The organism is Acinetobacter sp. XH1741, from assembly GCF_041021895.1.
GTDB lineage: Bacteria > Pseudomonadota > Gammaproteobacteria > Pseudomonadales > Moraxellaceae > Acinetobacter.
Window position 1 is genome coordinate 3,313,527 of record NZ_CP157428.1, and the last position, 25,950, is coordinate 3,339,476.

The following is a 25,950-nucleotide window of genomic DNA, read 5'->3' on the forward strand; positions in this document are numbered from 1 at the left end:
TTTTTAAACAAATCATGTAGTGTTATGTATCCTTTTATTGCAACATTTGCGCTTTTAAACGAACAATTTGATCCCGAATTTGAGCCGCTTGTTCAAATTGTAAGTCTTTCGATGCCTTCAACATTTCTTTTTCGAGCTTAGTAATATGCTTACTAAACAGTTTAGGGTCAGACAAAATATGGCGCTCATCAGCACTTAACGCTTGCGCCTGCTCCAATACTTTTTCATCAATCTGATCATCTGAAAGTACTTCACCCGTATCAATTTCTTTGATGGCCTGACGAACAGCACTACGTGGTGTAATACCATGCTCCTCATTGAACTCGATTTGTTTCGCTCTACGGCGCTCAGTCTCATCAATTGCTTTTTGCATAGAATCGGTAATTCTATCTGCATATAAAATTGCTTTACCTTTCACATTTCGCGCAGCGCGACCAATGGTCTGGATAAGTGAGCGCTCAGAACGTAAAAAGCCCTCTTTATCTGCATCTAAAATAGCAACCAAAGAAACCTCTGGCATATCAAGCCCCTCACGGAGCAAGTTAATACCAACTAAAACGTCGAATACACCTGTACGTAACTCATGAATAATTTTGACACGTTCAACCGTATCAATATCTGAGTGGAGATAAGCAACTTTAACGCCATATTCTTTTAAGTAAGACGTTAAATCTTCCGCCATACGCTTTGTTAAAGTCGTCACCAACACACGCTCGTTTAAGTTCTTACGAATATTAATTTCAGAAAGAACATCATCGACTTGCGTAAGCACTGGACGAACTTCAATTTCAGGATCGATCAAGCCAGTTGGTCGAACAACTTGCTCAACCACTTGTTCTGACTTTTCTAATTCATATTTCGCCGGCGTTGCGCTCACAAAAATAGTCGTCGGAACAATACGCTCCCACTCTTCAAATTTCATTGGGCGGTTATCAAGTGCACTAGGTAAACGGAAACCGTAATTCACCAAATTCTCTTTACGCGAACGGTCGCCTTTATACATTGCGCCAATTTGAGGAACCGTTACATGCGATTCATCAATAATAAGTAAGGCATCGTCTGGCACATAATCAAACAACGTCGGTGGTGCTTCGCCTGCTGGACGGCCCGATAAATGACGAGAGTAGTTTTCAATACCATTGGTATAGCCTAACTGCTGCATCATTTCCAAATCATAACGAGTACGCTGCTCTATACGTTGGGCTTCGAGCAATTTGTCATGTTCACGGAAAAACTTAAGCTGGTCTTGAAGTTCATCCTTAATAGTATCAATAGCACGCGTTAAGTTGTCTTTTGGCGTTACATAATGGCTTTTTGGATAAATCGTAACACGTGGTACTTTTCGTACCATTTTACCGGTAAGCGGATCGAACCAACGAATTGAATCTACTTCATCATCAAAAAGCTCAATACGAATCGCATGTTGATCCGATTCCGCTGGGAAGATGTCAATAATTTCACCACGAATTCGATAAGTACCGCGTAAAAACTCAAGCTCATTACGCGTATATTGCATTTCAACCAAACGACGAATAATTTCGTCTCGACTTACTCGGTCACCCTGAACCACATGCAATAACATTTGCATATAAGCATTTGGGTCACCCAAACCATAAATGGCAGATACCGAAGCAACAATAATTGCATCACGGCGCTCTAACAAAGCGCGTGTTGCAGATAAACGCATCTGGTCAATATGGTCATTAATTGCTGCGTCTTTCTCAATAAAAGTATCTGAAGACGGAACATAAGCCTCGGGTTGATAATAGTCGTAATAACTTACAAAGTATTCAACTGCATTATTTGGGAAGAAGGCTTTAAATTCACCATAAAGCTGAGCGGCCAAGGTCTTATTATGCGCCATCACAATCGTTGGTCGCTGTGTTTGGGCAATAACATTTGCCATGGTGTAGGTCTTACCAGAACCGGTCACGCCTAGCAGTAACTGATTACGAAAACCTTTTTCGACACCATTGACCAGCTTTTCAATTGCCTGTGGCTGATCACCCGCTGGCTGGTAGTGAGTGACCAAATCGAAAGGTTGATTTTCGTTCACAGTTCTCTCTCTTTTATAAAAAATTTAAATTTATCGTCTAGCACATTAATGGGGATTTTTTCTCTAATTTAAAGTGTATAGTCAGATTAATCTATATCGAAAATATTAAGCATCTTGATACTTGACCAATGCCTTAATCGGTTGCAACATGGGCTTATCCATTAGATAAAAAGCATAACCATGACTTACCAATACCATGATGAAAGTATAGTAACTGAACTTCCTGAAGATACAGTGTTTGTCTTCGGTAGTAATATGGCTGGACAACATGGTAGTGGAGCTGCACGAGTTGCCAGTCAGCACTTCGGAGCAGTTGAAGGTGTAGGTCGTGGCTGGGCTGGTCAAAGCTTTGCAATTCCAACTTTAAATGAACATATTCAACAAATGCCGCTTTCGCAAATCGAACATTATGTTGAAGATTTTAAAGTTTATGCAAAAAATCATCCGAAAATGAAGTACTTCGTCACTGCTTTAGGATGTGGTATCGCTGGTTATAAAGTTTCAGAGATTGCCCCACTTTTTAAAGGCATTCATCACAACGTGATTTTTCCTGAATCGTTTAAACCCTACGTTGAAGAAAATGCTGTTTCACAGTTTCCAACACTTACTCAAAAAATGGTTCAAAGTTTCATTAATGATGAAGTCATTTTTTACTTTAATCATGGCAGTGAATCATTTGAAGATGCCTTAGATAAAACAGATTTATCAGAGGCTGAAAAAGCAATAGCCCTGATTGTACTTAATGAAGAATTATATCCTCGTGATCGTTATGGCAGAGGCCGAGATCACGAACTAAGTGATATTTTAGGTAAACTCAATGGCAAGATTTTTAATATTCATGGTAACTCAGAAGGCGCTATGATTTTCGTAAGTGTAATTGTTGCACTTATGGAACTTTATGACTTTGATGAGCAAGACTTTATTAAACTATGGCGCGGCGAAAAAAATATTGACCATCCCATTAATCGCTAATTCATTTGTTATTTTATGAGTAAAGCAGATGAGCTCTGCTTTACTCATTATTAATTATTCTAATAGATTTAAACTATTTATCTTTCCCAATCTTCATTTTTCTCATTATACTTTAAGACAAACTGAATACTTAAAGAAACAAATGGAAACTTTAGATTCTTCAATTTTTGAACTTAGCCCAATTCCAATGTGGATTGAGGATTTCAGTGAAGTTAAACAATTATTCAATTTATGGAGAAATCAAGGGGTTGAAAATCTCTACGAATTTCTAAGTCAAAATGAAAATTTGATTGTCGAATGTGCCCATAAAATTAAAATTATTAAGGTTAATCCAAAAGTATTAGAGCTTTTCGAAGCTAAAAGCCAAGAAGAGTTATGCGAAAATTTAAATCTTATTTTTAAAAAAGAAATGTTTGAAGCCCATATTCATGAACTTGCAGAATTATGGAATGGCAAAACTCATTTCTCAAGCACAACGATAAATTACACTCTTTCTGGTAAACGTATTGATGTACAACTCCGAGGAGCAATTTTACCGGGATCAGAATCTACATTTGATCGCGTTTTAATTACCACCGAAGATATTACCCCCTACCAAAATGCACTTCGTCAGGAAGAGAAAAACCGTCGCTTAGCAGAATCAATGTTTATCTATTCTCCGACTTCCTTGTGGGCCGAAGATTTTAGTCGTATTAAAAATAGAATTGATCAACTTAGGCTATTAGGTATTGAAGACTTTACAACCTTTTTAGATGTACATCCTGAATTTGTTCGTCAATGTATAGAAGACATACTAGTTTTAGATGTTAATCAGTCAACGCTAGATTTATTTAAAGCCCCTGACAAAACGACTTTATTAAAAAATACCCATAAAATTTTTGCCGAAGAGATGGTGGAAACTTTTCGAGAACAACTCATCGAACTATGGCAAGGAAATATTCATCACAAACGTGAAGCCATCAATTATGCATTAGATGGACAAATTAGAAATGTTTTACTGCAATTTACTGTATTCCCCGGCTATGAAGAGACTTGGGGATTGGTACAAGTTGCTCTTACCGATATTACTGCACGAAAAAAAGCTGAAAATTATCTCGAATATTTAGGGCAGCATGATGTACTGACCAAGCTCTATAATCGTGCTTTTTTTACAGAAGAAATGAATCGTTTAAATCGCAGTATCATTCGTCCTGTTTCTTCAATTTTTTTAGACATGAATGGTCTAAAAGCAACCAATGATCAACTTGGTCACGACATCGGAGACGGTTTGTTACGTCGTGTTGGTAATGTTTTAAATCAGGTCGTTACAAATACTACTTATACCGCATCTAGAATTGGTGGGGACGAGTTCGTCATTTTAATGCCAGGAGCAGATGAAACGAATGTTTTGATCGTACTTCAAACCATTCAGGAACTTTTTAATATAGATAACCAATATTACTCAAGTCATCCTATTAGTATTGCAATTGGACATGCAACAACCAAAGAAAATGAAAAAGTGGAAGACATGCTAAAACGCGCAGATCATCACATGTATCAAAAGAAAAAAATTTATTATCAAGATGTGTCTTTACGATAAAAAAACAGGCAATGTGCCTGTTTTTTCTTTAGCTTAGCGTTTGCCCATAGAGCGACGAGTACCACGTGGAGGCATCCAGGTTCGATCTGCATATTGCTCTGGTTTCGGACGTACTTGATTATGTACAGCATCGTCTGCTTGATTGCTTTCATTCGGCATTGGAAATGGCAATTTCACCAAAGCCTTTTTCTGTTTTGGCTGTTGCTCAGTCATGATTCAGTCTCGATATTTCGATTGCGAGTTATTATAAAGGATTTTTTGCTTTCTTTCGAAAAAAGCTTCAATTGAATAAAACAGCAACAAGATCTTTCCTAAATTAAACTTTTTTACATCTAAAAATACCCACATCCGCAAATTGCTTAATTTTTGCGATAAGATAGTGTGCTTTTTATTTTTAATCCCATAAGAGGAATATTGCCGTGGACGTACGTCTTTCTGATCGTGTCAATGCTATCAAACCGTCCCCTACACTAGCTGTAACTAACAAAGCTGCTGAGCTTAAAGCTGCTGGTAAGAACGTGATTGGTTTAGGTGCTGGCGAGCCAGATTTTGATACCCCTCAACACATCAAAGATGCTGCAATTGAAGCAATTAATAATGGTTTCACCAAATATACGGCTGTAGATGGTACTCCTGGGTTAAAAAAAGCAATTATTGCTAAATTAAAGCGTGATAATAATCTTGATTATCAAGCGAACCAGATTTTGGTTTCATGTGGTGGTAAGCAAAGCTTCTTTAACTTGGCACTTGCATTATTAAACAAAGGTGATGAGGTGATCATCCCTGCACCATTCTGGGTAAGCTATCCAGATATGGTCATCATTGCCGAAGGTACGCCTGTTATTGTGAAATGTGGTGAAGACCAACGTTTCAAAATCACTCCTGAACAATTAGAAGCAGCGATTACACCTAACACTCGTTTAGTAGTATTAAACAGCCCATCTAACCCAACGGGTATGATTTATAGCAAAGCAGAATTAGAAGCTTTAGCTGAAGTATTACGTCGTCATCCACAAGTATTTGTTGCATCTGACGATATGTATGAACCAATCCGTTGGGAAGATGAGTTCTACAACATTGCAACTGTTGCCCCAGATTTATATGACCGTACGATTGTTTTAAATGGTGTATCTAAAGCGTATGCAATGACAGGTTGGCGTATTGGCTATGCAGCCGGCCCCGCAAAAATCATTGGTGCAATGAAGAAAATCCAGTCTCAGTCAACGTCTAACCCAACTTCAATTTCACAAGTTGCTGCTGAAGCTGCATTGAACGGTCCACAAGATGTATTAAAGCCAATGATCGAAGCATTCAAGCGTCGTCATGATTTAGTAGTGAACGGTTTAAACGACATCAAAGGTATCTCTTGTTTACCTGCTGATGGTGCATTTTATGCTTACGCAAACATTCGCCCTCTTATTCGTGCAAAAGGCTTAAAGTCTTGCACAGAATTCTCTGAATGGTTACTTGAAGAAACTGGTGTAGCAGTTGTTCCTGGTGATGCATTTGGTTTAGGTGGTTTTATGCGTATTTCATATGCAACTGCTGACGAAGTACTTGTTGATGCGTTAGCACGTATCAAAAAAGCTGCTGACTCAATCGAAGGTGTAGATGCTGCTATCGCTTCAATTGAAGCTGAAAAAGCTGCGAAATAATCTACATATTGCAAGAAAAAGGGTTCTCTTAAGAGGACCCTTTTTTATTCATTTATGTTTTAGCTTTTTTAGGTATTTTATAAATAACCAGTAAAATACCAAACAAAACCATCAAACTAGACAAGATCACTCGTCCAGTCACAGTCTCATTTACAAACAGGCTTCCACCTATAATTGCCAAACATGGTACGCTCAACTGTACCGTGCTAGCAGTTACCCGATCAATATGCTTCAAAATCGCGTACCAGAGTACATAAGCACCACTTGAGGTGGCACCACCCGACAAAACTGCTAAAGTCCATCCTTGCCAGTCAATGTAACGTTCTTGATCAAGTAATATATTTGCCAGCAAAACGATTGGCACAGCCAATGTAAAATTTGCCAATGTACTACCAATAGGCTGTGTCATGTTGCGACCAGCAATACTATATGCTGCCCATGCCAAACCAGATACCATCATAAGTAATGCATATTTCCAATCAGGTGCGTGAGCACCAGGTAATAACAAAACAATGATTCCAGCTAAAGCAATACATAAACCGATAGCACGGTACATGCCAATCTGTTCACCATGCCAATAACCGTAAAGCACCATAGTAAGCTGTACAACACCAAATAATAATAAAGCCCCGATTCCGGCATCAATTTGAAGATAAGCACACGAAAATGCCAAAATATAAATTGCTAGAAAAAAAGCGTTTTTTATATTCCATTGAAGGTGAGTTTGCGGCGATCTCGAATAAAAAAGTAAACCCAATAGAACAACAGCACCACTCCCCACTCGTATTAAACTAAAACTCATTGGGTCAATATGGTGGCCAATAAGGGCTAAACGGCACAATACAGAATTTGCAGCGAAAGCCACCATTACCAGTACAATTTTAAAAAGCATGATCCCTATGCCCCTATTATTTTTTTATAGTGTATAAGAAGACTCTTTTATCTATCTAATTCATTATGCAACTAATTTAATTCTATTTTTATAATAAAGAAATTTTATGCCAAATAGCCAAGTTTTTATTATTTAACTCATCAGTTCAATCTTTAGCTATAGAATTGACATATCGATAGCTTAATAATAGGCTCTTAACAAGTTCCATTTTAGAACTAATAACCTTAAAGGACTTAAAAATGAAAAATCCTATGGAAATGACTGGTCTTGAGTTTTTACAAGCAATGGTAGAAGGCCATATTCCAGCAGCAAGTATTAGTAAAACTATACCAATGCAACCGACTGAAATTTCAGAAGGATCTGTAACATTCACGGCACAAGCAGATCATAATCATTTAAACCCTTTAGGTGGCGTACATGGTGGTTTTGCAGCAACTGTTTTAGACTCAGTGACTGGCTGTGCTGTTCACACAATGTTACCCGCAGGTGTGGGTTATGGGACCATCGATCTTAATGTAAAAATGTGTCGCCCCATTCCAAAGAACCATCCTTTAATTGCTATGGGTAAGGTCATTAATTTAAGTAAAAACTTGGGTATTTCCGAAGGAAAAATTATTGATGAAGACGGTAAACTCTATGCCTATGCAACGGCAACCTGCATGATTATTCGTCCATAATGATGAAAGGCAGCTTTAAACGGCTGCCTTTTTTATGGAGTGATCTAACTTATTTGAACATTCACAAGTTTGTGCAACCAAATACGGCGCCCAAATATTTTTAAGTTGAATTTCGATAATTTCTTGATGCTGAACAGACCAAGCTAATACTTTATTTTTACCCAATATTAGTTCACCTTCTAACTGAAAAATATATAAAGGCTGAGAAGAGGTTAATAATTTTGAGCTTTTTAAAATTTTAAATGAAGTATGCACATCCCACTTTGAACTAAACCAGAGCTGTAACAAGTCACCCAAGTACAAAGACTGCTTTTTAAAAGGATAGGCATTTATCCATGCATTTTCGACGACTGTAAAATAAGAATCTGTTTGACTTAAAATATTGAGATAATTACGTTGATAAAAATCAAAATTAGAAAAAATAGAGGCAATTGTAAGTGTTTTCATACTTATCTCCGATTTAGCCATTTTAGTGCTGGCAAGTTGGTTTAAATCCACACTGTTTGGATTTCTCCAAACACATATTCTGTTTTTGAATCTACCAATTGAGTTTTTATAGTGCAAGCAATTTATGATCTTGTTGCACAACTTGATCAAATAAAAAGCATACAACACAAAAATGAAGGAAACATGACGATTTTCACTTGACCCTTATCAAAATCTCCTTATAATCGCATGCAGATTCTCCCATAGCTCAGTCGGTAGAGCGACGGACTGTTAATCCGCAGGTCCCTGGTTCGAGCCCAGGTGGGAGAGCCAAATACTAAAAAGCCCGCAGCATTAAAGCGGGCTTTTTTTTGCCAAGAATTTATTAAGAGCTATAAAAAAATCCCCTACCTGCCTGTAGAGGATTTCCTTTGCGAAATAAGTCTCTTATTTCAGTTTAATAATCCAAACTAAGTTAAAAATATATTCCTTCTTAAATCATTATTCTACTTCTACCACTTTCAAAGGATTGAAAGACTGAGTAGTTGGCATCATTTCTATACGATTAATATTAATATGAGGTGGTTGTGATGCAATCCACGCTACAGTATTTGCAATATCTTCGGGCAAGATTGGATTTTTCTTATCATATAAACTACTGACTTTCTCTTGATCGCCTTTAAAACGTACTAAAGAGAATTCCGTACCGCCGCAGAGTCCAGGTTCAATATTTGTTACTCGCACCCCAGTACCAGCTAAATCAGCACGAAGATTTAAACTAAACTGCTCCACAAATGCTTTTGTTGCACCATACACATTACCGCCTGGATATGGATATGTGCCCGCAATTGAACCCATATTGATAATTAAACCCGATTTTTTCTTGACCATACTTGGTAAAATTAATCGAGTAACGGTAACAAGCCCCTTAACATTAGTATCAATCATCGTGTACCAATCATCTAATTCTGCTTTGTCTGCCGACTCTAGGCCTAATGCCAACCCTGCATTATTCACCAACAAATCAATTTGGTCGATCTGGAACTCGTTTGGTAATTCTTTAAATACTTTATTTATATGGTCTAATGTATCTGTCATATCAAAAACTAGCGGATAGAAATGATCTCCAAGCTCTTGTTGTAATTCTTTTAGCTTTTCTGCCCGTCTTCCGCAACCAATAACTTTATAACCCAACTCAATCAGTTTTTTTGAAATACTATAACCAAAACCTGCCGATGCACCTGTAACTAATGCTAACATTCTTATATCCTTAGAAATAATCAACTGTTTCAGTTGAACTCATGGTGAACATATCAACCTTTATATTTACACAATATTTTTGATTAGGCTAAAAAAATAAGCGTTTTTTAAAAAATTTTAAGAAAAATTCAAATCTATAAAAAATATATTTATTCAATAATTATATGCATTAAAAACTAAAAGCAGCGTATCCCCTTACCTCATAGATAAAGCTTATTCATAAAAAAAGTTTACCTTTTACAGTAAACTTTTTTAACTTGCAGCATCCAAGACTATGCAGGCACGCCACTATGAAAACGGAAAGTATTATCTGGCGTTAAAATCAGGTTCTTTTCAACCTCACGGATATGCTCAATGCGCTGCTGGATATCTTCTTCAGGGTCTTTCATTTTGGCAGTTTTAGCAACATCAAGTGCAAGAGCTAAATAGTCTTCGAAATGACGAGATTCTGACTTAAGCAGATAACGGTAATAACGCCCTAGCTCTTCATCTACACGCGGCGCAAGTGCATAAAAACGTTCGCATGAGCGTGCTTCCACAAAAGCGCCAATAACCAGCACATCAATTAAAGCCTCTGGCTCATAAGTACGAATTTCTTTACGTAAACCACCTGCATAGCGTCCCGCACTTAAACCCTTCCACTCTTGCCCACGCTTGGTCATAAACTCAAGAACCTGTTCATAGTGAAGCATCTCTTCACGTACAAGCTGAGCAAGTTTGACTTGTAGATCTGTAAAAAAACTATAGCGGAACATTAAGTTCATCGCTGTGCCCGCTGCTTTTTTCTCACAGTTGGCATGATCTTGCATCAAGATATCTAAATTATTAACCGCCTCATCTAACCATTCATTTGGAGTTTGGCACCCCAAAAAGGTCAATACAGGCTGCATTAATTCGTCGTAATTGATACTCGACATTCCTAATTATCCTGCTGCCTGAATTGCTGTTTTCATATCTTTAACAGCCTGTACCAGACCCACAAAAACACTTTCCGCAATAATTGAGTGACCAATGTTTAATTCATGAATCTGTGGAATAGCTGCAATTAGTGCAATATTTTTTAGGTTAAGTCCATGACCTGCATTTACAACTAACCCTTTTGCTGCTGCATACTCAACACCTTTTACAATGCGAGCAAGTTCTTCTTGTTGTTCTTGTTCTGTTGTCGCATCTGCATATGCACCTGTATGCAGCTCAATAGTAGGTGCTCCACATGCAATCGCCGCATCAATTTGAGCAAAATCAGCATCAATAAATAGAGAAACGTCACAACCCAAAGCAGCCAATGCCTGAGTTGCAGCTTTCACTTTTTCAAAGTTAGCGACTACATCCAAACCACCTTCCGTTGTTACTTCTTGGCGTTTTTCAGGAACGAAGCACACATGCTGTGGTTGAATTTCTTTGGCAAACTCGACCATTTCATCAGTTACAGCCAATTCAAGGTTCATACGCGTTTTTAACAATGGACGCATACGGCGCACATCATCATCTTGAATATGGCGACGGTCTTCACGCAAATGCAAAGTAATCCCCTCTGCACCTGCTTGTTCACAAATAAGAGCAGCTTCTACAGGGTCTGGGTAAGTAGTACCGCGCGCCTGTCTTAAAGTAGCAACATGGTCTATGTTTACACCAAGCAATGCAGCCATAAAAAAATCCTAATTACGATTGAGTTTGAGTATTTTGAATCCACAATTGTCGACTTTTTAGGGGACGATCTCCCAAAAGCGATGTAATCATTTGACGGTATAGTTTACCTAATAATTGCAATTGTTCGTGAGAAAAATCCTGCCCTTGCTCATAGTCCAGCATCGATAAAATTGCTTTTCCCGACAAAGATGAGCGACTTGCCTGAACAACTGGAGCAAAACCTTCAGTCACTTGAAACTGATAAAACTGATGAGGCAAAATTTCTTTTTGAGAACTATAAATTGAAAAATCAATAGCATAGCCCAGCTCAGGAAGTAAGATATGCTCAAACTGCCTTAATATCTGTCTAAGAAAGAGATCTGGATTTTCGTGAGAGGATAACTGCTGTAATTGAAGCAGTGTTAACTGATATTGCTCAAAGGTTTGTGGCATTGCCTCTTCTAGGGGACAAAGCCTGAGAACAACTTCGTTTAAATAGAATCCAGCAAAAAAAGCATCACCAAAAAAGAAAACCGGCTGATTTAATATTTCAAGCTTAGTAAAGTTCTTGAGTTCACTTTTTCCCGTCGCTTGCAACCGAATTGGTTGATATTGAGGAGGCGGAGTCTGTCTTAAAATACCATCCACTCGCCCATATTCTTGAGTAAAGAGATGCACAATATGGCTTTTTTCACGATATTTACGGTGATGAATCATATATCCGTGTAAGACTTCATTGCGCATCATAAAAAGAAACTATTCCTTAGATTCTTTTTCTTTCTTGTCATCATCACCATCAGGAATTACAGCTCCTACAACCGCAGCTGTACCTTTGACTACACCTTTAGTCGTTTTATAAGCGATGCCTACTGGTACGGTTACAAGTTTATATACACAACCTTGTAACATCAATGTACACCCAACTATAGCTATGATTGATGCAATTGCTTTCATACCAGTATTCCCTATGTTTTAGATATCGCTATATCCCAAGCTTTTCAGAGCACGTTCATCATCAGACCAACCGCCTTTAACTTTAACCCATAAGGTAAGCATGATCTTTTGTTCGAACATTTTTTCCATGTCTTTTCGAGCATCCATACCAATCGTTTTAAGCTTGGCACCTTTTTCACCAATCACAATGGCTTTTTGACCTGCGCGATCTACAAAAATAGTTGCATCGATATAGGTACAAGCTGGCTTTAATCGACCAGTTTTTTCATTAACAGTTTCCTCTTCCGTTTTGAAAGATTCAATTTGTACTGTTAAATCATATGGTAGCTCTTCACCCAACTGACGCATGATTTTTTCACGAATGATTTCACTTGCCAAAAAGCGTTCCGAGCGGTCAGTAATTTGATCGAATGAATATAATGGCGGCTGGTACGGAAGATATTTTTCAATTGTTTCACTTAAATGGTCCAAGTTTGCACCACGAAGTGCAGAAACAGGGACAATCTCAGCAAAATTCATAAGCTTGGTACGCTCTTGAATTAAAGGGAGAATCTCTCTTTTATCTTCGAAAGTATCAGCCTTATTAATAACCAAAATAACTGGCATTTCAGCATTCTTGAGTTTCTCAAGAACTAAATCGTCATTTTGGGTCCACTTATAAGCATCAATAACAAATAAGACCAAGTTGACGTCACGTAATGCAGAATGAGCAGCACGGTTCATCATTTTATTGATTGCACGTACTTCTTTCTTATGCATCCCTGGGGTATCTACATAAACAGCCTGCATTTTTTCACGCGAATCGATACCGATAATTTTATGGCGTGTTGTCTGAGGCTTACGCGACGTAATCGAGAGTTTTTGACCCAACAAATGGTTCATGAGGGTAGATTTACCCACATTTGGACGTCCCACAATCGCCACAAATCCGCTCTTAAAATCCGAAGGAATTGTAACGCCTTTGGAACTAAAAAATTGATCAATCAGATTGTTTGGATCTTGGTTTTCATTTGAATCTGGATTGATTTGATCAGAATGCATCGACATGCAGGTTATTGCTCCAATAACTTTAAAATTTCCGCCGCTGCTGCCTGCTCGGCAAAACGACGACTTGACCCCTCACCATAAATGTTTGGTAAACCATCTACCAAACATTCGACTTTAAAGTGTTGATGAGGTGCATCACCCTGAATATCTACAACCTCGTAAACAGGGAGAGGTTTTTTACGTGCTTGTAGATACTCTTGTAAACGTGATTTTGGATCTTTGAGTTGATCTGTTGGCTCAATATGATCTAAATAAGGTACATACCATTTTAACACAATATCTTTAAGTAGGTTCAGATCACTACTATCAAGATAAATTGCACCAATAATAGCTTCTACTGTATCTGCTAATATTGACTCACGATGATGACCACCAGATTTCAACTCGCCCGTGCTTAATATTAAACACCGACTAAGTTGCAAATCGGTTGCAATTTTACCTAATGCTTCTTGGCGAACTAAAGTCGCACGCATACGCGTTAAACGACCTTCGTTTTCATTTGGATAAGCATGGTATAAATAATTGGCGATAATCATCCCCAACAGTGAATCACCTAAAAATTCCAGACGTTCATAGTTATATTTATGACTCACCGAACGATGAGTCAAAGCCAACTGTAGCAATTCAGGCTGCTTAAATTGATAACCGATTCGACTGAGTAAGCGAGGATCACTTAGTTTGAACTGATGTTTTATCAAAACTCTTCTCAAATGTTAAAACTAAATCAATATTCAGCAAGAATGGTTTTCTCACTTCATATTTCTTTTTGACTGTTAAACCCGACTGATTAAATACCTCAGCAATCTCTTTAAAATGAAGATCACGGATATTGTTCATTTCCAGTCGCTGGTCCATCTGTGTCGTAAACTTTTGGGGTGTGATATCAGAAGAGCTTTGTTGCATAAGCTCTGCAATCTGATTATTAATCACACGATCATCCCAATATGCTGGCCAAACTGCAAGTACGGCTTTCACCGCAATTGCAAATATGACCACCCCAAATAAAATTGCTAAATACGAAGTACCCTGTTGTGCCTTACGCATTTTTATTTTCCTAATGGTTGTTTTTAATCTATTTTTCCATTTCGGTTAAAGCTTGGCAGGTGGAAACCAGGTTCTTTATGCATCCAGACATAGAAAGCTCGGCCTGTTAAATTTTCTTCAGGAACGAAGCCCCAGAAACGACTGTCAGCACTTTGATCACGGTTGTCCCCCATTGCAAAGTAATGTCCTTTCGGAACTGTCACTTCCCAATATAAACCGTCTTGGTTTGAATATTTTCCATTATCAACATAGTTGATAAATGGTGCCTGACGCGCAACATTTACGCCTTCAAGCTCACGCATTGTAAAGGTATGATCACCAATGGTTTCTTTATGATAAATAGACGTTGGTGTATCTAAAGCATCTTTTTCACGGCTAAACTGTGTTGGCACTTTAGGAATTTTTTGACCATTAATAATCAATTGGCCATGATCATAAACGATATGGTCACCTGGTAAGCCAATTACACGTTTAATATAGCTAATGGTAGGTTGAGGTGGATAACGGAATACAATGACATCACCACGTTTCGGTTCACCGACATCAATTACTTTTTTATTGACGATAGGTAAACGCACACCATAGTCAAATTTATTAACCAAAATAAAATCACCAGTCTCTAAAGTCGGGACCATAGAGTCAGATGGAATATTGAATGGTTCATACAGAAATGAGCGAAGTATAAGTACAACAGCTAAAACCGGCCAAAAGTCATAGGCCCATGTAATAACAAAATTTTCGTTCTCTCGCCCTTTATTTGCACGTTGTTTAAAAACAAGTTTATCTAGCAACCACACTGCAAATAAAATCAGCGTAACCGGAACAAGAATTAAATTAAAATCAAAATCCACATGACCTCACTCGCAGCCTAGCTGCTTGCTTTATGGCTGGGAGAAGATAAGTTCATCCCAGCCTTTTCTTTTATCTTTCTACTTTCAAAACAGCTAAGAACGCTTCTTGTGGGATTTCTACACTACCCACTTGTTTCATACGTTTCTTACCTTCTTTTTGTTTAGAAAGTAATTTTTTCTTACGTGACACATCACCGCCATAACATTTTGCTAAAACGTTTTTACGCATCGCCTTAACAGTCGAACGAGCAATAATTTGAGCACCAATGGCAGCTTGAATGGCAACATCAAACATTTGACGTGGGATCAAGTCTTTCATTTTTTCAACTAAAGCAATACCACGATGGCGAGCATCATTACGGTGACAAATCATAGCTAAGGCATCGACCTTCTCGCTATTAATTAACACGTCAACCTTAACTAAAGATGAACTCTCAAAACGGACGAAGTTATAGTCAAGTGAAGCAAAACCACGTGAACATGATTTAAGCTTATCGAAGAAGTCCATGACCACTTCAGCCATTGGTATTTCAAAAGTAATCGACACTTGATTACCTAAAAACTTCATGTCTTTTTGTACACCACGACGCTCAATACATAAGGTCATGACATTACCTAAGTATTCTTGTGGCACAAGAATATGACACTCAGCGATTGGCTCACGTAAATCTTCAACAACTGAACCATCTGGCATTTTAGATGGACTGTCGATATAGATCGTCTCACCTTTTTTAGTAACAGCCTCATAAACTACTGTTGGTGCCGAGCTAATTAAATCGAGATCGTACTCACGCTCTAAACGCTCCTGTACGATTTCCATATGCAACATGCCCAAGAAGCCACAGCGGAAACCGAAACCAAGTGCATCTGAACTTTCAGGTTCAAAGAACAAAGCAGAATCGTTAATTTGTAATTTCTGCAATGCTTCACGGAATGGTTCAAAATCGCTTGAATCGATTGGGAAAAGACCTGCATAAACCTGTGGTTTAACCTTTTTAAAACCAGGTAAAGTTGCAACATCAGGTGTTGTGGCAAGTGTAATGGTATCACCTACTGGCGCACCAAAAATGTCTTTAATACCCGCAATAACAAAGCCTACTTCACCAGCTTCAAGAATATCGGTTTCAGTATGTTTAGGGTTAAATACACCTACAGAAGTTACCGGATGAGTCTGTCCTGTCGATTTAACCAACATTTTGTCGCCCTTACGGATACGACCTTGTTTAATACGAACAAGAGAAACTACACCTAAGTAGTTATCAAACCATGAATCGATAATTAACGCTTGAAGTGGCGCTTCACGATCACCTTCCGGTGCCGGAATAACGTCAACTAAACGCTCTAATACACCTTCAACACCTAAACCTGTTTTTGCTGAACAAGTTGGTGCATCTGTCGCTTCAATCCCGATAATTTCTTCAATTTCATGAATTACACGTTCAGGTTCAGCCTGCGGTAAATCAATTTTATTTAAAATAGGAAGAACTTCGAGACCTTGCTCAATTGCGGTATAACAGTTTGCAACTGATTGAGCTTCTACACCTTGCGCAGCATCAACAACCAATAATGCGCCTTCACAAGCTGCCAGTGAACGAGATACTTCATACGAGAAGTCAACGTGCCCAGGAGTATCAATAAAGTTAAGCTGATATTCCTGCCCATTTGGGTGGGTATAATACAATGTTACAGACGCTGCTTTAATGGTAATCCCACGCTCGCGCTCAAGTTCCATTGAGTCCAAGACCTGAGCTTGCATCTCACGATCTTGTAGGCCACCACACATCTGAATAAAACGGTCAGCTAAAGTAGACTTACCATGATCAATATGAGCGATAATCGAGAAGTTTCGGATATTTTTGATATCAACGGATTTTTTAGCTTGCGCCATGGGCTACCTTGAGAAAATATAAAGTGCTATGTAGCTTGTTTTAATACATAGCCAAAGCGGTTTAACAAATTGCGTGAGATTATAGCAGATGGATATTTTAAAGTATCCAAAATAATCATGAGCTTTGTACTTATGTTTAAAAAAGGACAACCCCAAACATACAGACTGGCTCAAACTATCTAGTATATGAAACCGTAAAATCTAAAGGATTTATACTTGCATCAAGGGGCTTATACGCTTGCGTAAAAGTTGGTGACATGCGCTTTGGTCGACTAGACTCGATTTCAATACATGCCCATTTGGTATTTCCAACAAATAAGACTGCCTGATCAGAGGGTCTAAAAAAAACATACTGGCGAAATGAATAAAGCGCATTGATATCATCTAACCATGTGCGCAGTACAATTTCTTCGCCTTCAAATGCAGCTTTACGGTATTGAACATGATGCTCAACAGCCACCATGGCATGTTTTAGCTCAAGATATTTGGTTACGCCTACCCCTAATGTTTCAACATGAGCAGCTGCGACATCTTGCATCCACTGTACATACATTACATTGTTAACATGGCCCAACGCATCAATATGCTGTGGCTGAACCTGAATATGTAAATCAAAAATACTGCTCACGAAACACTCACTTCAATTATTGCTAAAAATACAATCAGTGCAGCTAGGCCAGAGATTATGCTGAACACCAATAATAAAAAACCACCCATTTTCAGGGTGGCTTATTTTTATATCATTTTACTGAATACGTAAACCAAGCATAGCGCGTTGCCCTTGGCGTATGATGCCAACACGTGCAACGGTATTTTTTTGTAAGTTCGAAACAACTTTCGCAAAATCTTGGCTATTCGAAATTTGCGTATTGTTGACCTGAATAATCACATCACCCGGAATGATATTTGACAATGACGCCAGCCCACCACGGCGGACATCCTGAACATAAATACCGCCTTTTACGCCTAAAGTATTTTTCTCTGGTTCAGCTAAATCACGAATGCTCATACCTAAAACCGGACCTTTAGATGCAGAAGCCTGATTACCTGTAGCTGGTGTTTCATCTGGAGCAGTTGTAAGGGTTGCCGAAATATTACGAGTTTTATCGTCACGTAGCACTTCAAACTGAACGGTTTGATTTGGCTGTACTTTATTTAATGCGTAGAGTAAATCACTTGTACGAGGTACAGATGTGCCATTGAGTTTTAAAATCACATCACCAGCTCTAAGCCCTGCTTTTTGAGCAGGTGAATTTGGTGTCACCTGTGTGATGAGAGCACCTTCTGGTTTAGGCAGTTTGTAAGCATCGGCAAGGTTACGGTCAATATCTTGCATCATAACGCCCAAGTATGAACGAGTAACTTTCCCTTTAGTTTTAAGCTGTTCCGCTACATCCATCGCTACATCGATTGGAATAGAGAAAGACAAGCCCATATAACCACCAGTACCACTAAAGATACGTGAGTTTACTCCGACAACTTCACCATTTTGGTTAAACAATGGACCACCTGAATTACCAGGGTTTAATGCCACATCAGTTTGAATAAACGGTACCGAGGTTTCACCGCTCATGTTACGTGATTTTGCACTGACAATACCTGCTGAAGCTGAATAGTCAAAACCAAATGGCGAACCAATTGCTAGTACAGGCTCTCCCACGCGTAGGCGGTCAACATTACCGACTTTTAAAGCTGGATAATTACTTCCATTCACTTTTAATAAGGCAACATCAGTACGTTCATCACTACCAACAACAGTTGCATCAATCTCACGACGGTCATTTAAAGTGATACTAATGCGGGAAGCATTTTCAATCACATGATGGTTTGTGAGTAAGTAACCATCTTTACTAATAAAAAATGCACTACCGTATGCAGTTTTTTCTTGAGGACCTTGTTGCTGTGGAATGATGACCTGATTACCAAAGAAACGTTTTAAAATTTCAGGAACTTGCTGTTGTAACAGTTCATCCTGAGTCATTTTTTTTACGACGTTTACACTCACCACAGCCGGACTAACTTGTTCAACGAGATTTGAAAAATCAACAGCAGCATTTGCTTGAACAGCGGCAACTGTAAATACCGCTGCATACATCCCTTGTTGTAAATAGCGAGATTTCATTCGGTGCTCACCCACAATTGGTCTACAAAAATAAGAATAAAACTTTTGTATCACAATGCTTTGGAATTGTGCGTAACAATATGTTTATTTGTAAGACACCATCAGCACGTTTATTTTACGCATTGCAATTTTTTAAGCTAATTGCAATTTTTCTGTGACTTAGAGCGCTTAAGCTCTTGCCTTTTTAGGTAAAAAGGGGTGTCATTAGCGGACGTTTTAAATTGATGCGAATGGACATGCCTAATCAACAGACAATTCACCACTTTGACGTGATTATTGTGGGCAGTGGCGGTGCTGGTTTAAGTCTGGCTTTATCGTTACCAAGTCATTTTAATATTGCAGTTTTAGCCAAAGCTGCTTTAACCGAAGCGAGTACCTTCTATGCACAAGGTGGTGTTGCGGCGGTTCTAGATGAAACTGACTCTATTCAACAACACATTAATGACACGATGATTGCAGGCGCTCATTTATGTGAAATAGATGCAGTACAGCATACTGTAGAGGGTGGTCGACCTTCTGTTGATTTTCTTTTAAAGCAAGGCGTTCAATTTACCTTAGATGAAGATGAGCAGCTTCACTTAACTCGTGAAGGTGGTCACTCACAGCGCCGTATTATCCATTCTGCCGATGCTACGGGCAAAGCCATTTCCACCACTTTGGTTGAACGAGCAAAAGAACGTAAAAATATTACAATTTTTGAAAATTATATTGCGATTGATTTAATCACTTCGCATAAATTGGGTCATACAGATCAAGCAAATCGTGCTATTGGTTTATATGCCTTGGATGAAAATACTGAAAAAGTTCATACTTTCCTTGCTCCATTTACCGCACTTGCCTGCGGCGGTGCAATGAAAGCGTACCTTTATACATCTAATCCAGATATTGCTACAGGGGATGGTATTGCCATGGCTTACCGAGCAGGTTGCCGTGTAGCCAATATGGAATTTAACCAGTTCCACCCAACTTGCCTATACCATCCACAAGCACGTTCTTTTTTAATTACTGAAGCGATGCGTGGTGAAGGTGCTTACTTACGTTTGCCAGATGGCGAACGTTTTATGCTGCGTTTTGACGACCGTGCCGAATTGGCTCCTCGTGATATTGTGGCGCGTACCATTGACCATGAAATTAAACGTCTTGGTATTCGACATGTATGGTTAGACATTACACACAAATCACCTGAGTTTATTAAAGAGCACTTCCCTACACTTTATGCACGTTTGCTTGAGTTAGGTATCGACATTACTAAAGACATGATTCCAGTAGTGCCAGCAGCACACTATACATGTGGGGGTGTGGTGGTTGACTCAAATAGCCAGACCGATATTGAAGGTCTCTATGCAATTGGGGAAACCTCTTATACAGGTTTACATGGCGCAAACCGTATGGCGAGTAACTCATTACTTGAGTGCTTCGTTTATGGCATGAGTGCAGCAAAAGACATCGAAAATAAGTTTGATGAGAACTTTAAACTACCGAATGTACCCACTTGGGATGACTCTCAAGTAACCAACCCAGATGAAGATGTTGTGATTTTACAAAACTGGGATGAGTTACGTTCAACCATGTGGAACTATGTCGGTATTGTCAGAACCACGAAACGTTTAGAACGTGCTTTACACCGTATAGAAATGTTAAAGCGTGAAATCACTGAATATTATCAAGACTACCGTGTCAGTAAGAACTTGATTGAGCTACGTAATCTTGTGCTCGTTTCTGAAATGATTGTGCGCTGTGCCATGCAACGTAAAGAATCACGTGGTCTACATTACACGCTTGATTATCCGGAAACTTCAAGCGAGATTCGTAAAACTGTTTTAACGCCTCCAAACTTTGCGGTAGAGCAACCTTTGGTAAATACCAGCGTTTAAATCATCTCATTATAAAAAAGCACGGTTCATTCCGTGCTTTTTTATAACTTTAATATTTATGATCGAGGTGGAATTGAATACGTCGCAGTCACATGTGCCACGGGTTCATCTAGCCCAACCGAATAAATCCAAACCTCACCAACGACTAGGCTCTTTCCTACTTTCATGAGTTTACATTCACTACGTAGGTCTTTATCACCTGCGGGTTTTCTTAAAAAATTAATATTAAAGTTAGTGGTTACGGCTAAACCAATAATTCCGATTTCACCGAGTATTGCAATATACAAAGCAAAGTCTGCCAAAGTCATCATGGTTGGGCCAGATATGGTACCACCCGGACGTTGATGTCTTTGATCGACATGATAGTAAACGACAGCAGCCTTAGGCGTGACTGATTCAATCGTACAATGTTCAAGACTTGGCGGAAATTCCTTTTTAAGAAACTCTACGATTTCTTCTTTTGAACTTTTCATCCTTGTTTTTCTTCGATTTCAAAACAGTATTCAAAATAGCATAAAATACTGACTAATATTTTCTATGACGTTTTAAATCAGTTTTGTCATCATTTTTAACCGCTCCCACAAAATATGAGAGTGGCTTTACGACTACTTATCTTAAATATTGCAATGCTTGCTCAAACACCTGATCTGGGCTTTGCGTAGCATCTAAACGTTTAATACGTTCAGGTTCAGCTTTCCATAAGGTTTCATAACCTTCGCGAACTTTAGCGAAAAAGCTTAACTTTTCTTGTTCAAAACGGTCTAAAGCGCCACGTTCACGTGCACGGTTCATACCAAGTTCAATCGGTGCATCCAACCAGAAAGTCACCTCTGGCATACGTGAAACAAAGTTTTGATTTAAAAGCTGTAACTTATCTTGGCTTAAACCACGACCAGAACATTGGTAAGCAAAGCTTGCATCGGTAAAGCGATCACTTAAAACAATTTTATTAGACTCTAAAGCCGGTAAGATGACTTGTTGTAAATGTTGAGCTCGTGCCGCATAAATTAAAAGTAGTTCAGTATCATGACTCATATTTTCATCATGATTTACTGCCAAAAGCATCGAACGTATTTGTTCTGCTAATGGTGTACCACCCGGTTCACGGGTTAAAACAACTTGTTTACCTTGCTCTTCAAAATGCTGATGAATTTTTCGAATGAGTGTAGTTTTACCTACCCCTTCCGTGCCTTCAAAGCTAATAAACATCTCTTTTCCTTATTTCTTCGATCTCAACACGGATAAATACTCTTGTACCGCTTGGTTATGAGCCTGCAAATCTGCTGTAAATTTATGACCACCATTACCAGTTGCCACAAAATAAACATTATTTGAGTCATCTGGATGTAATGCTGCTTCAATTGCTTTTTGACTTGGTAAAGCAATTGGAGTTGGCGGTAACCCATTAATCGTATAGGTATTATAGGGAGTTGGTGTACGTAAGTCTTCCCGAGTAATCTTACCATTATAGTTATCACCCATCCCATAAATCACGGTTGGGTCAGTTTGTAGACGCATACCAATTTTCAAACGTCGTACAAATACACCAGATACTTGCTCAAGCTCACTATCTAAACTCGTTTCTTTTTCAACAATTGAAGCCATGATTAACGCTTCATACTTATCTTTATAAGGTAAGTTTGGTGCACGATTTGCCCAAGCTGCATCTAAGGCTTTCATTTGATGATGATATAAGTCTGTCAGGATTTTTTTATCAGTCTCACCCTTTGCAAAGAAATAAGTGTTCGGTGCAAACAAACCTTCAGGATGATGATAAGGAATTCCTAGAGCCTTCATGAGCTGATCATCAGGTAAATCTAGTATTGTATTTTTTACATTTTTATCATTTTTGAGTGCAGTAAGAAGCTGTTTAAAAGTTGTACCTTCAATCACTAAAATACGGTTCATTTGAGCATTATCAGCATTAGACAACATTTCTAATACTTGTCTTACACTCATTCCCTGTTCGACTTCATATACACCAGCTTTCATGCTGTCATGAATCATAAACTTTTGATAAAGCTTAAGTACAATGGGGAAATGAATTTTGTTTTCTTTGCCTAAACGATCAATAAAACCAGAATAGGTCTCACCTGATGTGATCGATAACATCTGCTTTTTCCCTTCAATGGGATAAGCTTTAAATAAACTTGACCATAAAATAGCAAAAATAGAAATTAAAACGATAAAACAGCCAAACAGCACCAACTTTTTAGGAAAATGAGATGCTGTTTTCTTGCCCTTTTTTTTAGCATTTTTTGCTTTCGCGTTCACAGGTGGCTTCGGCATATTAATGAATCTGATTCAAGTTAAGAGTATGAAATAAATTTAGGCACGCCTGTGAATCTAGAGTTTGTTCACCGATTTGAGTAACTACTCGCATTGGATGTAAAGCATTACAAAAGAATAGACTTTGTATTTGTGACACTTCATCTAATTCAATTATTCCGACTTCGCAGGCAATTCCATAGTGTTGCATACGCGCTAAAATTTCTGCACGCATCACACCGTGGACGCCATTATAGCGAAGTTCCGGTGTAATCCATCTATCATTTAAACGAATAAAACAATTACTACTTACCCCTTCAACAATATAACCTTGTACATCAGATACTAATGCTTCTGCCCAACCTTGTTGATCTGCTTCTTTTTTTAGCAGTACCTGCTCAAGACGATTTAAAGATTTAAGTCCAACCAAACTTGGCATGGTTAAACCCAAGGCCTGATTTAAGACACCACACTTGATCGTATCTGGTTGGAACTGCTCTAATGCTTTTGGATAGAACCAGATATAAATATCCGCTTCATGTTTTGGCAAACTATAACCGCGGTCGCCTTCACCTCGGCTAATCACGATTTTTAAAGTACCGTTAAGCACAAGGTTCTGCTTTTGTAACTGCTGTAGGCTCTGTTCTATTAATTCAAAGTTCGCAGTCAAAGAGAGTTTTTGACAGGCAAGTTTTAAACGGTCCCAGTGTCTTTCTTTAAGCTCAATCTTATTTTGAAAAACACGAATTGTGGTAAAGCATCCATCGCCATAATGAAATGCTCGGTCTAGTAAAGGTATGGTCTCAACAGGTTGCCCATTTTTAAAACACCACATGCTTAATCCGTCCCTTATTTAAAACCACCAAACAATACAACACCTTTCATTTAATAAATAAATGACTGATTTTAAAAAATTATACCGATTTAATCATTACTTTTGAAACTTGTTATATATCAAGATTTAAGAATAACTTATCCATTTTTATTATTTCTATATTTTTCATATTAAATTCGTTTTTTATTATTTTTTTAGAATAAAGACTAACGCTATTCTGCGTTTATGTTTTGAACATTTCATATTTTTGAGGGGTTATCTCATGCGTTTTTCTCAATTAAAAGTTGGGGTTATTGCTGCGCTTCTTTCTGTTTCATCATTTGCAGCTCAAGAGTTCTTAAACGTTTCTTACGATCCAACTCGTGAGTTATATACAGATTTCAATAAACAGTTCGGTACTTACTGGAAACAACGTACTGGACAAGATATTCAGTTTAAACAATCACACGGCGGTTCTGGTAAACAGGCTCGTGCTGTTATCGATGGTTTAAATGCTGACGTTGTGACATTAGCGCTTGCTGCTGATATTGATGAAATTGCTGAAAAAGCAAAATTGCTTCCAACTGACTGGCAAAAAAAGTTACCGCAGAACTCTACTCCGTACACTTCAACAATCGTGTTTTTGGTACGTAAAGGTAACCCTAAACAAATTAAAGACTGGGGAGATTTAATCAAACCAGGTGTAGAAATTATTACGCCAAACCCGAAAACTTCTGGTGGTGCTCGCTGGAACTACCTTGCTGCTTGGGCTTGGGCAAAACATCAACCAGGTGGTAACGATGCAAAAGCACAAGAATACGTCCGCCAAATTTATAAGCATACTAAAGTTCTAGATTCGGGTGCACGCGGCGCAACCACGACTTTTGCTGAACGTGGCATTGGTGATGTGTTACTCGCTTGGGAAAATGAAGCTCACTTAGCGGTTCGCGAACAACCGGGCAAATTTGAAATTATTACCCCGTCTCTTTCGATTTTAGCTGAACCACCAGTTGCTGTTGTTGAGAAAAATGCTGCCAAAAAAGGCAACCTCACAATCGCTAAAGGTTATCTCAACTACTTGTATTCACCTGCTGGCCAAGAAATTGCAGCACGTAACTTCTACCGCCCTCGTAATGCGGCTGTACTCAAGAAATACAGCAATGTATTTAAGCCATTGAAGCTTGTAACCATTGATAAAGAATTTGGTGGTTGGACAAAAGTGCAAAAACAACACTTTGATAATGGTGGTGTTTTCGATCAAATCGTGAAAATCAACAGTGCAGAGAAGTAATTCTTTGTACTAACGATAAGGAGAACAGACATGACTCACTCTGTAATTGTTCCAGGTGTAGGTGGAAGTGAACATCAACATTGGCAATCTTGGTTGCAGCGTCAACTCGTGTCTAGTTCTCGTGTTGAGCAAAAAAACTGGGATAGACCCGTATTAAGTGAATGGATTGAGCAATTCGTAAAAACAGTTCAAGCAGTACAAGCACCCGTACAAATTGTTGCGCATAGTTTCGGTTGCTTAACAAGTGTTGCTGCTTTGACTGAACATCCTGAGTTACAAGTTCAAGTTAAAAAGTTAATTTTGGTTGCTCCTGCAAATCCGGCACGTTTTGGTGAAGCAGGTTTTGCCCGCCATAGCTTGACTGACTACAAAGATTATTTTCATCAGTTAAAAATTAATGTGCCGACAACACTACTCATTAGTGAAAATGATCCATGGCTCGATTTTTTCGATGCATTACAACTTGCGAAAGCTTGGCAACTAAACCCAATTAATCTTGGACAAGTCGGTCATATTAATGTTGCTTCGGGTTTTGGCCCATTCCCTGACTTACTGAACTATCTACTTCCTGAAGACTCGATGTGTAGCCACTCATCTATTGATCCGGTAAAGACACATTTCTCTTTGAAATTTGCTTAATACCCAGCTTTA

27 protein-coding genes and 1 tRNA gene are annotated in these 25,950 nt (G+C 38.5%); 8 read left to right on the plus strand and 20 right to left on the minus strand.

Translation table 11 applies throughout. The features are described 5' to 3' along the window. Window positions 1-34: 34 nt before the first annotated feature. The gene (uvrB, locus tag ABLB96_RS15985) at window positions 35-2,056 is read right to left on the minus strand and encodes an excinuclease ABC subunit UvrB (protein ID WP_348895437.1); all 2,022 of its coding nucleotides are present in this window, start codon (window positions 2,054-2,056) and stop codon (window positions 35-37) included. Between the two features lie 180 nt (window positions 2,057-2,236). Between uvrB and ABLB96_RS15990 the strand changes: the two genes are divergently transcribed. Further along, window positions 2,237-3,028, plus strand: a complete 792-nt coding sequence (locus tag ABLB96_RS15990) for a hypothetical protein (RefSeq protein ID WP_348895438.1) — start codon at window positions 2,237-2,239, stop codon at window positions 3,026-3,028. A gap of 142 nt (window positions 3,029-3,170) precedes the next feature. Beyond that, a complete protein-coding gene (locus tag ABLB96_RS15995) occupies window positions 3,171-4,607 on the plus strand; it encodes a sensor domain-containing diguanylate cyclase (RefSeq protein WP_348895439.1) in 1,437 nt (478 codons plus the stop codon). 33 nt (window positions 4,608-4,640) lie between these two features. Here ABLB96_RS15995 and ABLB96_RS16000 read toward each other — a convergent pair whose 3' ends face one another. Continuing rightward, window positions 4,641-4,820: a hypothetical protein gene (locus tag ABLB96_RS16000; protein WP_002118942.1), complete on the minus strand. Its 180-nt coding sequence runs from the start codon at window positions 4,818-4,820 to the stop codon at window positions 4,641-4,643. Window positions 4,821-5,026: 206 nt separating this feature from the next. On the opposite strand from ABLB96_RS16000, the gene ABLB96_RS16005 reads away from it, so the two are divergent. Further along, a complete protein-coding gene (locus tag ABLB96_RS16005) occupies window positions 5,027-6,262 on the plus strand; it encodes a pyridoxal phosphate-dependent aminotransferase (protein ID WP_348895440.1) in 1,236 nt (411 codons plus the stop codon). A 52-nt stretch (window positions 6,263-6,314) separates the two neighbouring features. Here ABLB96_RS16005 and ABLB96_RS16010 read toward each other — a convergent pair whose 3' ends face one another. After that, entirely contained in the window at window positions 6,315-7,154 is an 840-nt protein-coding gene (locus ABLB96_RS16010; RefSeq protein ID WP_348895441.1) for a DMT family transporter, read from the minus strand. A 239-nt stretch (window positions 7,155-7,393) separates the two neighbouring features. Here ABLB96_RS16010 and ABLB96_RS16015 point away from each other — a divergent pair, with 239 nt between their 5' ends. Then, window positions 7,394-7,831 (plus strand): PaaI family thioesterase, encoded by a 438-nt coding sequence (locus ABLB96_RS16015; RefSeq protein WP_348895442.1) that lies wholly within the window; start codon window positions 7,394-7,396, stop codon window positions 7,829-7,831. A 15-nt stretch (window positions 7,832-7,846) separates the two neighbouring features. On the opposite strand, the gene ABLB96_RS16020 is transcribed toward ABLB96_RS16015, so the two are convergent. Next, the gene (locus ABLB96_RS16020) at window positions 7,847-8,278 is read right to left on the minus strand and encodes a hypothetical protein (RefSeq protein ID WP_348895443.1); all 432 of its coding nucleotides are present in this window, start codon (window positions 8,276-8,278) and stop codon (window positions 7,847-7,849) included. A 236-nt stretch (window positions 8,279-8,514) separates the two neighbouring features. On the opposite strand from ABLB96_RS16020, the gene ABLB96_RS16025 reads away from it, so the two are divergent. Next, window positions 8,515-8,590 (plus strand) — tRNA-Asn (locus ABLB96_RS16025). A 168-nt stretch (window positions 8,591-8,758) separates the two neighbouring features. Here ABLB96_RS16025 and ABLB96_RS16030 read toward each other — a convergent pair. From ABLB96_RS16030 to ABLB96_RS16085, 12 genes are all read right to left on the minus strand, one after another. Next, the gene (locus ABLB96_RS16030; RefSeq protein ID WP_348895445.1) at window positions 8,759-9,517 is read right to left on the minus strand and encodes an SDR family oxidoreductase; all 759 of its coding nucleotides are present in this window, start codon (window positions 9,515-9,517) and stop codon (window positions 8,759-8,761) included. Window positions 9,518-9,789: 272 nt separating this feature from the next. Then, window positions 9,790-10,434, minus strand: coding sequence for a tRNA-(ms[2]io[6]A)-hydroxylase (locus tag ABLB96_RS16035; RefSeq protein WP_348895446.1), 645 nt, complete (start codon window positions 10,432-10,434; stop codon window positions 9,790-9,792). A gap of 6 nt (window positions 10,435-10,440) precedes the next feature. Beyond that, on the minus strand, window positions 10,441-11,166 hold the full coding sequence (gene pdxJ / locus ABLB96_RS16040) for a pyridoxine 5'-phosphate synthase (RefSeq protein ID WP_348895447.1): 726 nt from the start codon (window positions 11,164-11,166) through the stop codon (window positions 10,441-10,443). 13 nt (window positions 11,167-11,179) lie between these two features. Next, on the minus strand, window positions 11,180-11,893 hold the full coding sequence (locus ABLB96_RS16045; RefSeq protein WP_348895449.1) for a DNA repair protein RecO C-terminal domain-containing protein: 714 nt from the start codon (window positions 11,891-11,893) through the stop codon (window positions 11,180-11,182). A gap of 9 nt (window positions 11,894-11,902) precedes the next feature. After that, entirely contained in the window at window positions 11,903-12,100 is a 198-nt protein-coding gene (locus ABLB96_RS16050) for an NF038104 family lipoprotein (protein ID WP_348895450.1), read from the minus strand. Window positions 12,101-12,118: 18 nt separating this feature from the next. Then, window positions 12,119-13,141 carry a GTPase Era gene (gene era, locus ABLB96_RS16055; RefSeq protein WP_348895502.1) on the minus strand — a complete coding sequence of 341 codons (1,023 nt, stop codon included), beginning with the start codon at window positions 13,139-13,141 and terminating at the stop codon, window positions 12,119-12,121. Window positions 13,142-13,152: 11 nt separating this feature from the next. Continuing rightward, a complete protein-coding gene (rnc, locus tag ABLB96_RS16060; protein ID WP_348895451.1) occupies window positions 13,153-13,845 on the minus strand; it encodes a ribonuclease III in 693 nt (230 codons plus the stop codon). Beyond that, window positions 13,817-14,191 (minus strand): DUF4845 domain-containing protein, encoded by a 375-nt coding sequence (locus ABLB96_RS16065; RefSeq protein WP_348895452.1) that lies wholly within the window; start codon window positions 14,189-14,191, stop codon window positions 13,817-13,819. Before ABLB96_RS16065 ends, rnc begins: the two co-directional genes overlap by 29 nt. Before the next feature lie 23 nt (window positions 14,192-14,214). After that, window positions 14,215-15,042: a signal peptidase I gene (gene lepB / locus ABLB96_RS16070; RefSeq protein ID WP_348895453.1), complete on the minus strand. Its 828-nt coding sequence runs from the start codon at window positions 15,040-15,042 to the stop codon at window positions 14,215-14,217. Between the two features lie 70 nt (window positions 15,043-15,112). Then, complete coding sequence (lepA, locus tag ABLB96_RS16075; RefSeq protein ID WP_004699962.1) at window positions 15,113-16,930, minus strand: translation elongation factor 4; 1,818 nt, start codon at window positions 16,928-16,930, stop codon at window positions 15,113-15,115. A gap of 175 nt (window positions 16,931-17,105) precedes the next feature. Then, window positions 17,106-17,558: an acyl-CoA thioesterase gene (locus ABLB96_RS16080; RefSeq protein ID WP_348895454.1), complete on the minus strand. Its 453-nt coding sequence runs from the start codon at window positions 17,556-17,558 to the stop codon at window positions 17,106-17,108. Window positions 17,559-17,675: 117 nt separating this feature from the next. Next, on the minus strand, window positions 17,676-19,052 hold the full coding sequence (locus ABLB96_RS16085) for a Do family serine endopeptidase (RefSeq protein WP_348895455.1): 1,377 nt from the start codon (window positions 19,050-19,052) through the stop codon (window positions 17,676-17,678). A 230-nt stretch (window positions 19,053-19,282) separates the two neighbouring features. On the opposite strand from ABLB96_RS16085, the gene nadB reads away from it, so the two are divergent. Further along, window positions 19,283-20,926 carry an L-aspartate oxidase gene (gene nadB, locus ABLB96_RS16090; RefSeq protein WP_348895457.1) on the plus strand — a complete coding sequence of 548 codons (1,644 nt, stop codon included), beginning with the start codon at window positions 19,283-19,285 and terminating at the stop codon, window positions 20,924-20,926. Window positions 20,927-20,982: 56 nt separating this feature from the next. Here nadB and ABLB96_RS16095 read toward each other — a convergent pair whose 3' ends face one another. From ABLB96_RS16095 to pabC, 4 genes are all read right to left on the minus strand, one after another. Then, window positions 20,983-21,399: a PaaI family thioesterase gene (locus tag ABLB96_RS16095; RefSeq protein ID WP_348895458.1), complete on the minus strand. Its 417-nt coding sequence runs from the start codon at window positions 21,397-21,399 to the stop codon at window positions 20,983-20,985. A 136-nt stretch (window positions 21,400-21,535) separates the two neighbouring features. Next, window positions 21,536-22,135, minus strand: a complete 600-nt coding sequence (gene tmk / locus ABLB96_RS16100; protein ID WP_348895459.1) for a dTMP kinase — start codon at window positions 22,133-22,135, stop codon at window positions 21,536-21,538. A gap of 9 nt (window positions 22,136-22,144) precedes the next feature. After that, entirely contained in the window at window positions 22,145-23,215 is a 1,071-nt protein-coding gene (mltG, locus tag ABLB96_RS16105; RefSeq protein WP_348895460.1) for an endolytic transglycosylase MltG, read from the minus strand. 1 nt (window position 23,216) lies between these two features. Further along, on the minus strand, window positions 23,217-24,029 hold the full coding sequence (gene pabC, locus ABLB96_RS16110) for an aminodeoxychorismate lyase (protein ID WP_348895461.1): 813 nt from the start codon (window positions 24,027-24,029) through the stop codon (window positions 23,217-23,219). Between the two features lie 262 nt (window positions 24,030-24,291). On the opposite strand from pabC, the gene ABLB96_RS16115 reads away from it, so the two are divergent. Together ABLB96_RS16115 and ABLB96_RS16120 are read left to right on the plus strand one after the other, a co-directional pair. Next, window positions 24,292-25,299, plus strand: a complete 1,008-nt coding sequence (locus tag ABLB96_RS16115; RefSeq protein ID WP_002052521.1) for a sulfate ABC transporter substrate-binding protein — start codon at window positions 24,292-24,294, stop codon at window positions 25,297-25,299. A 30-nt stretch (window positions 25,300-25,329) separates the two neighbouring features. Continuing rightward, a complete protein-coding gene (locus tag ABLB96_RS16120) occupies window positions 25,330-25,938 on the plus strand; it encodes an alpha/beta hydrolase (RefSeq protein ID WP_348895462.1) in 609 nt (202 codons plus the stop codon). Window positions 25,939-25,950: the final 12 nt, after the last annotated feature.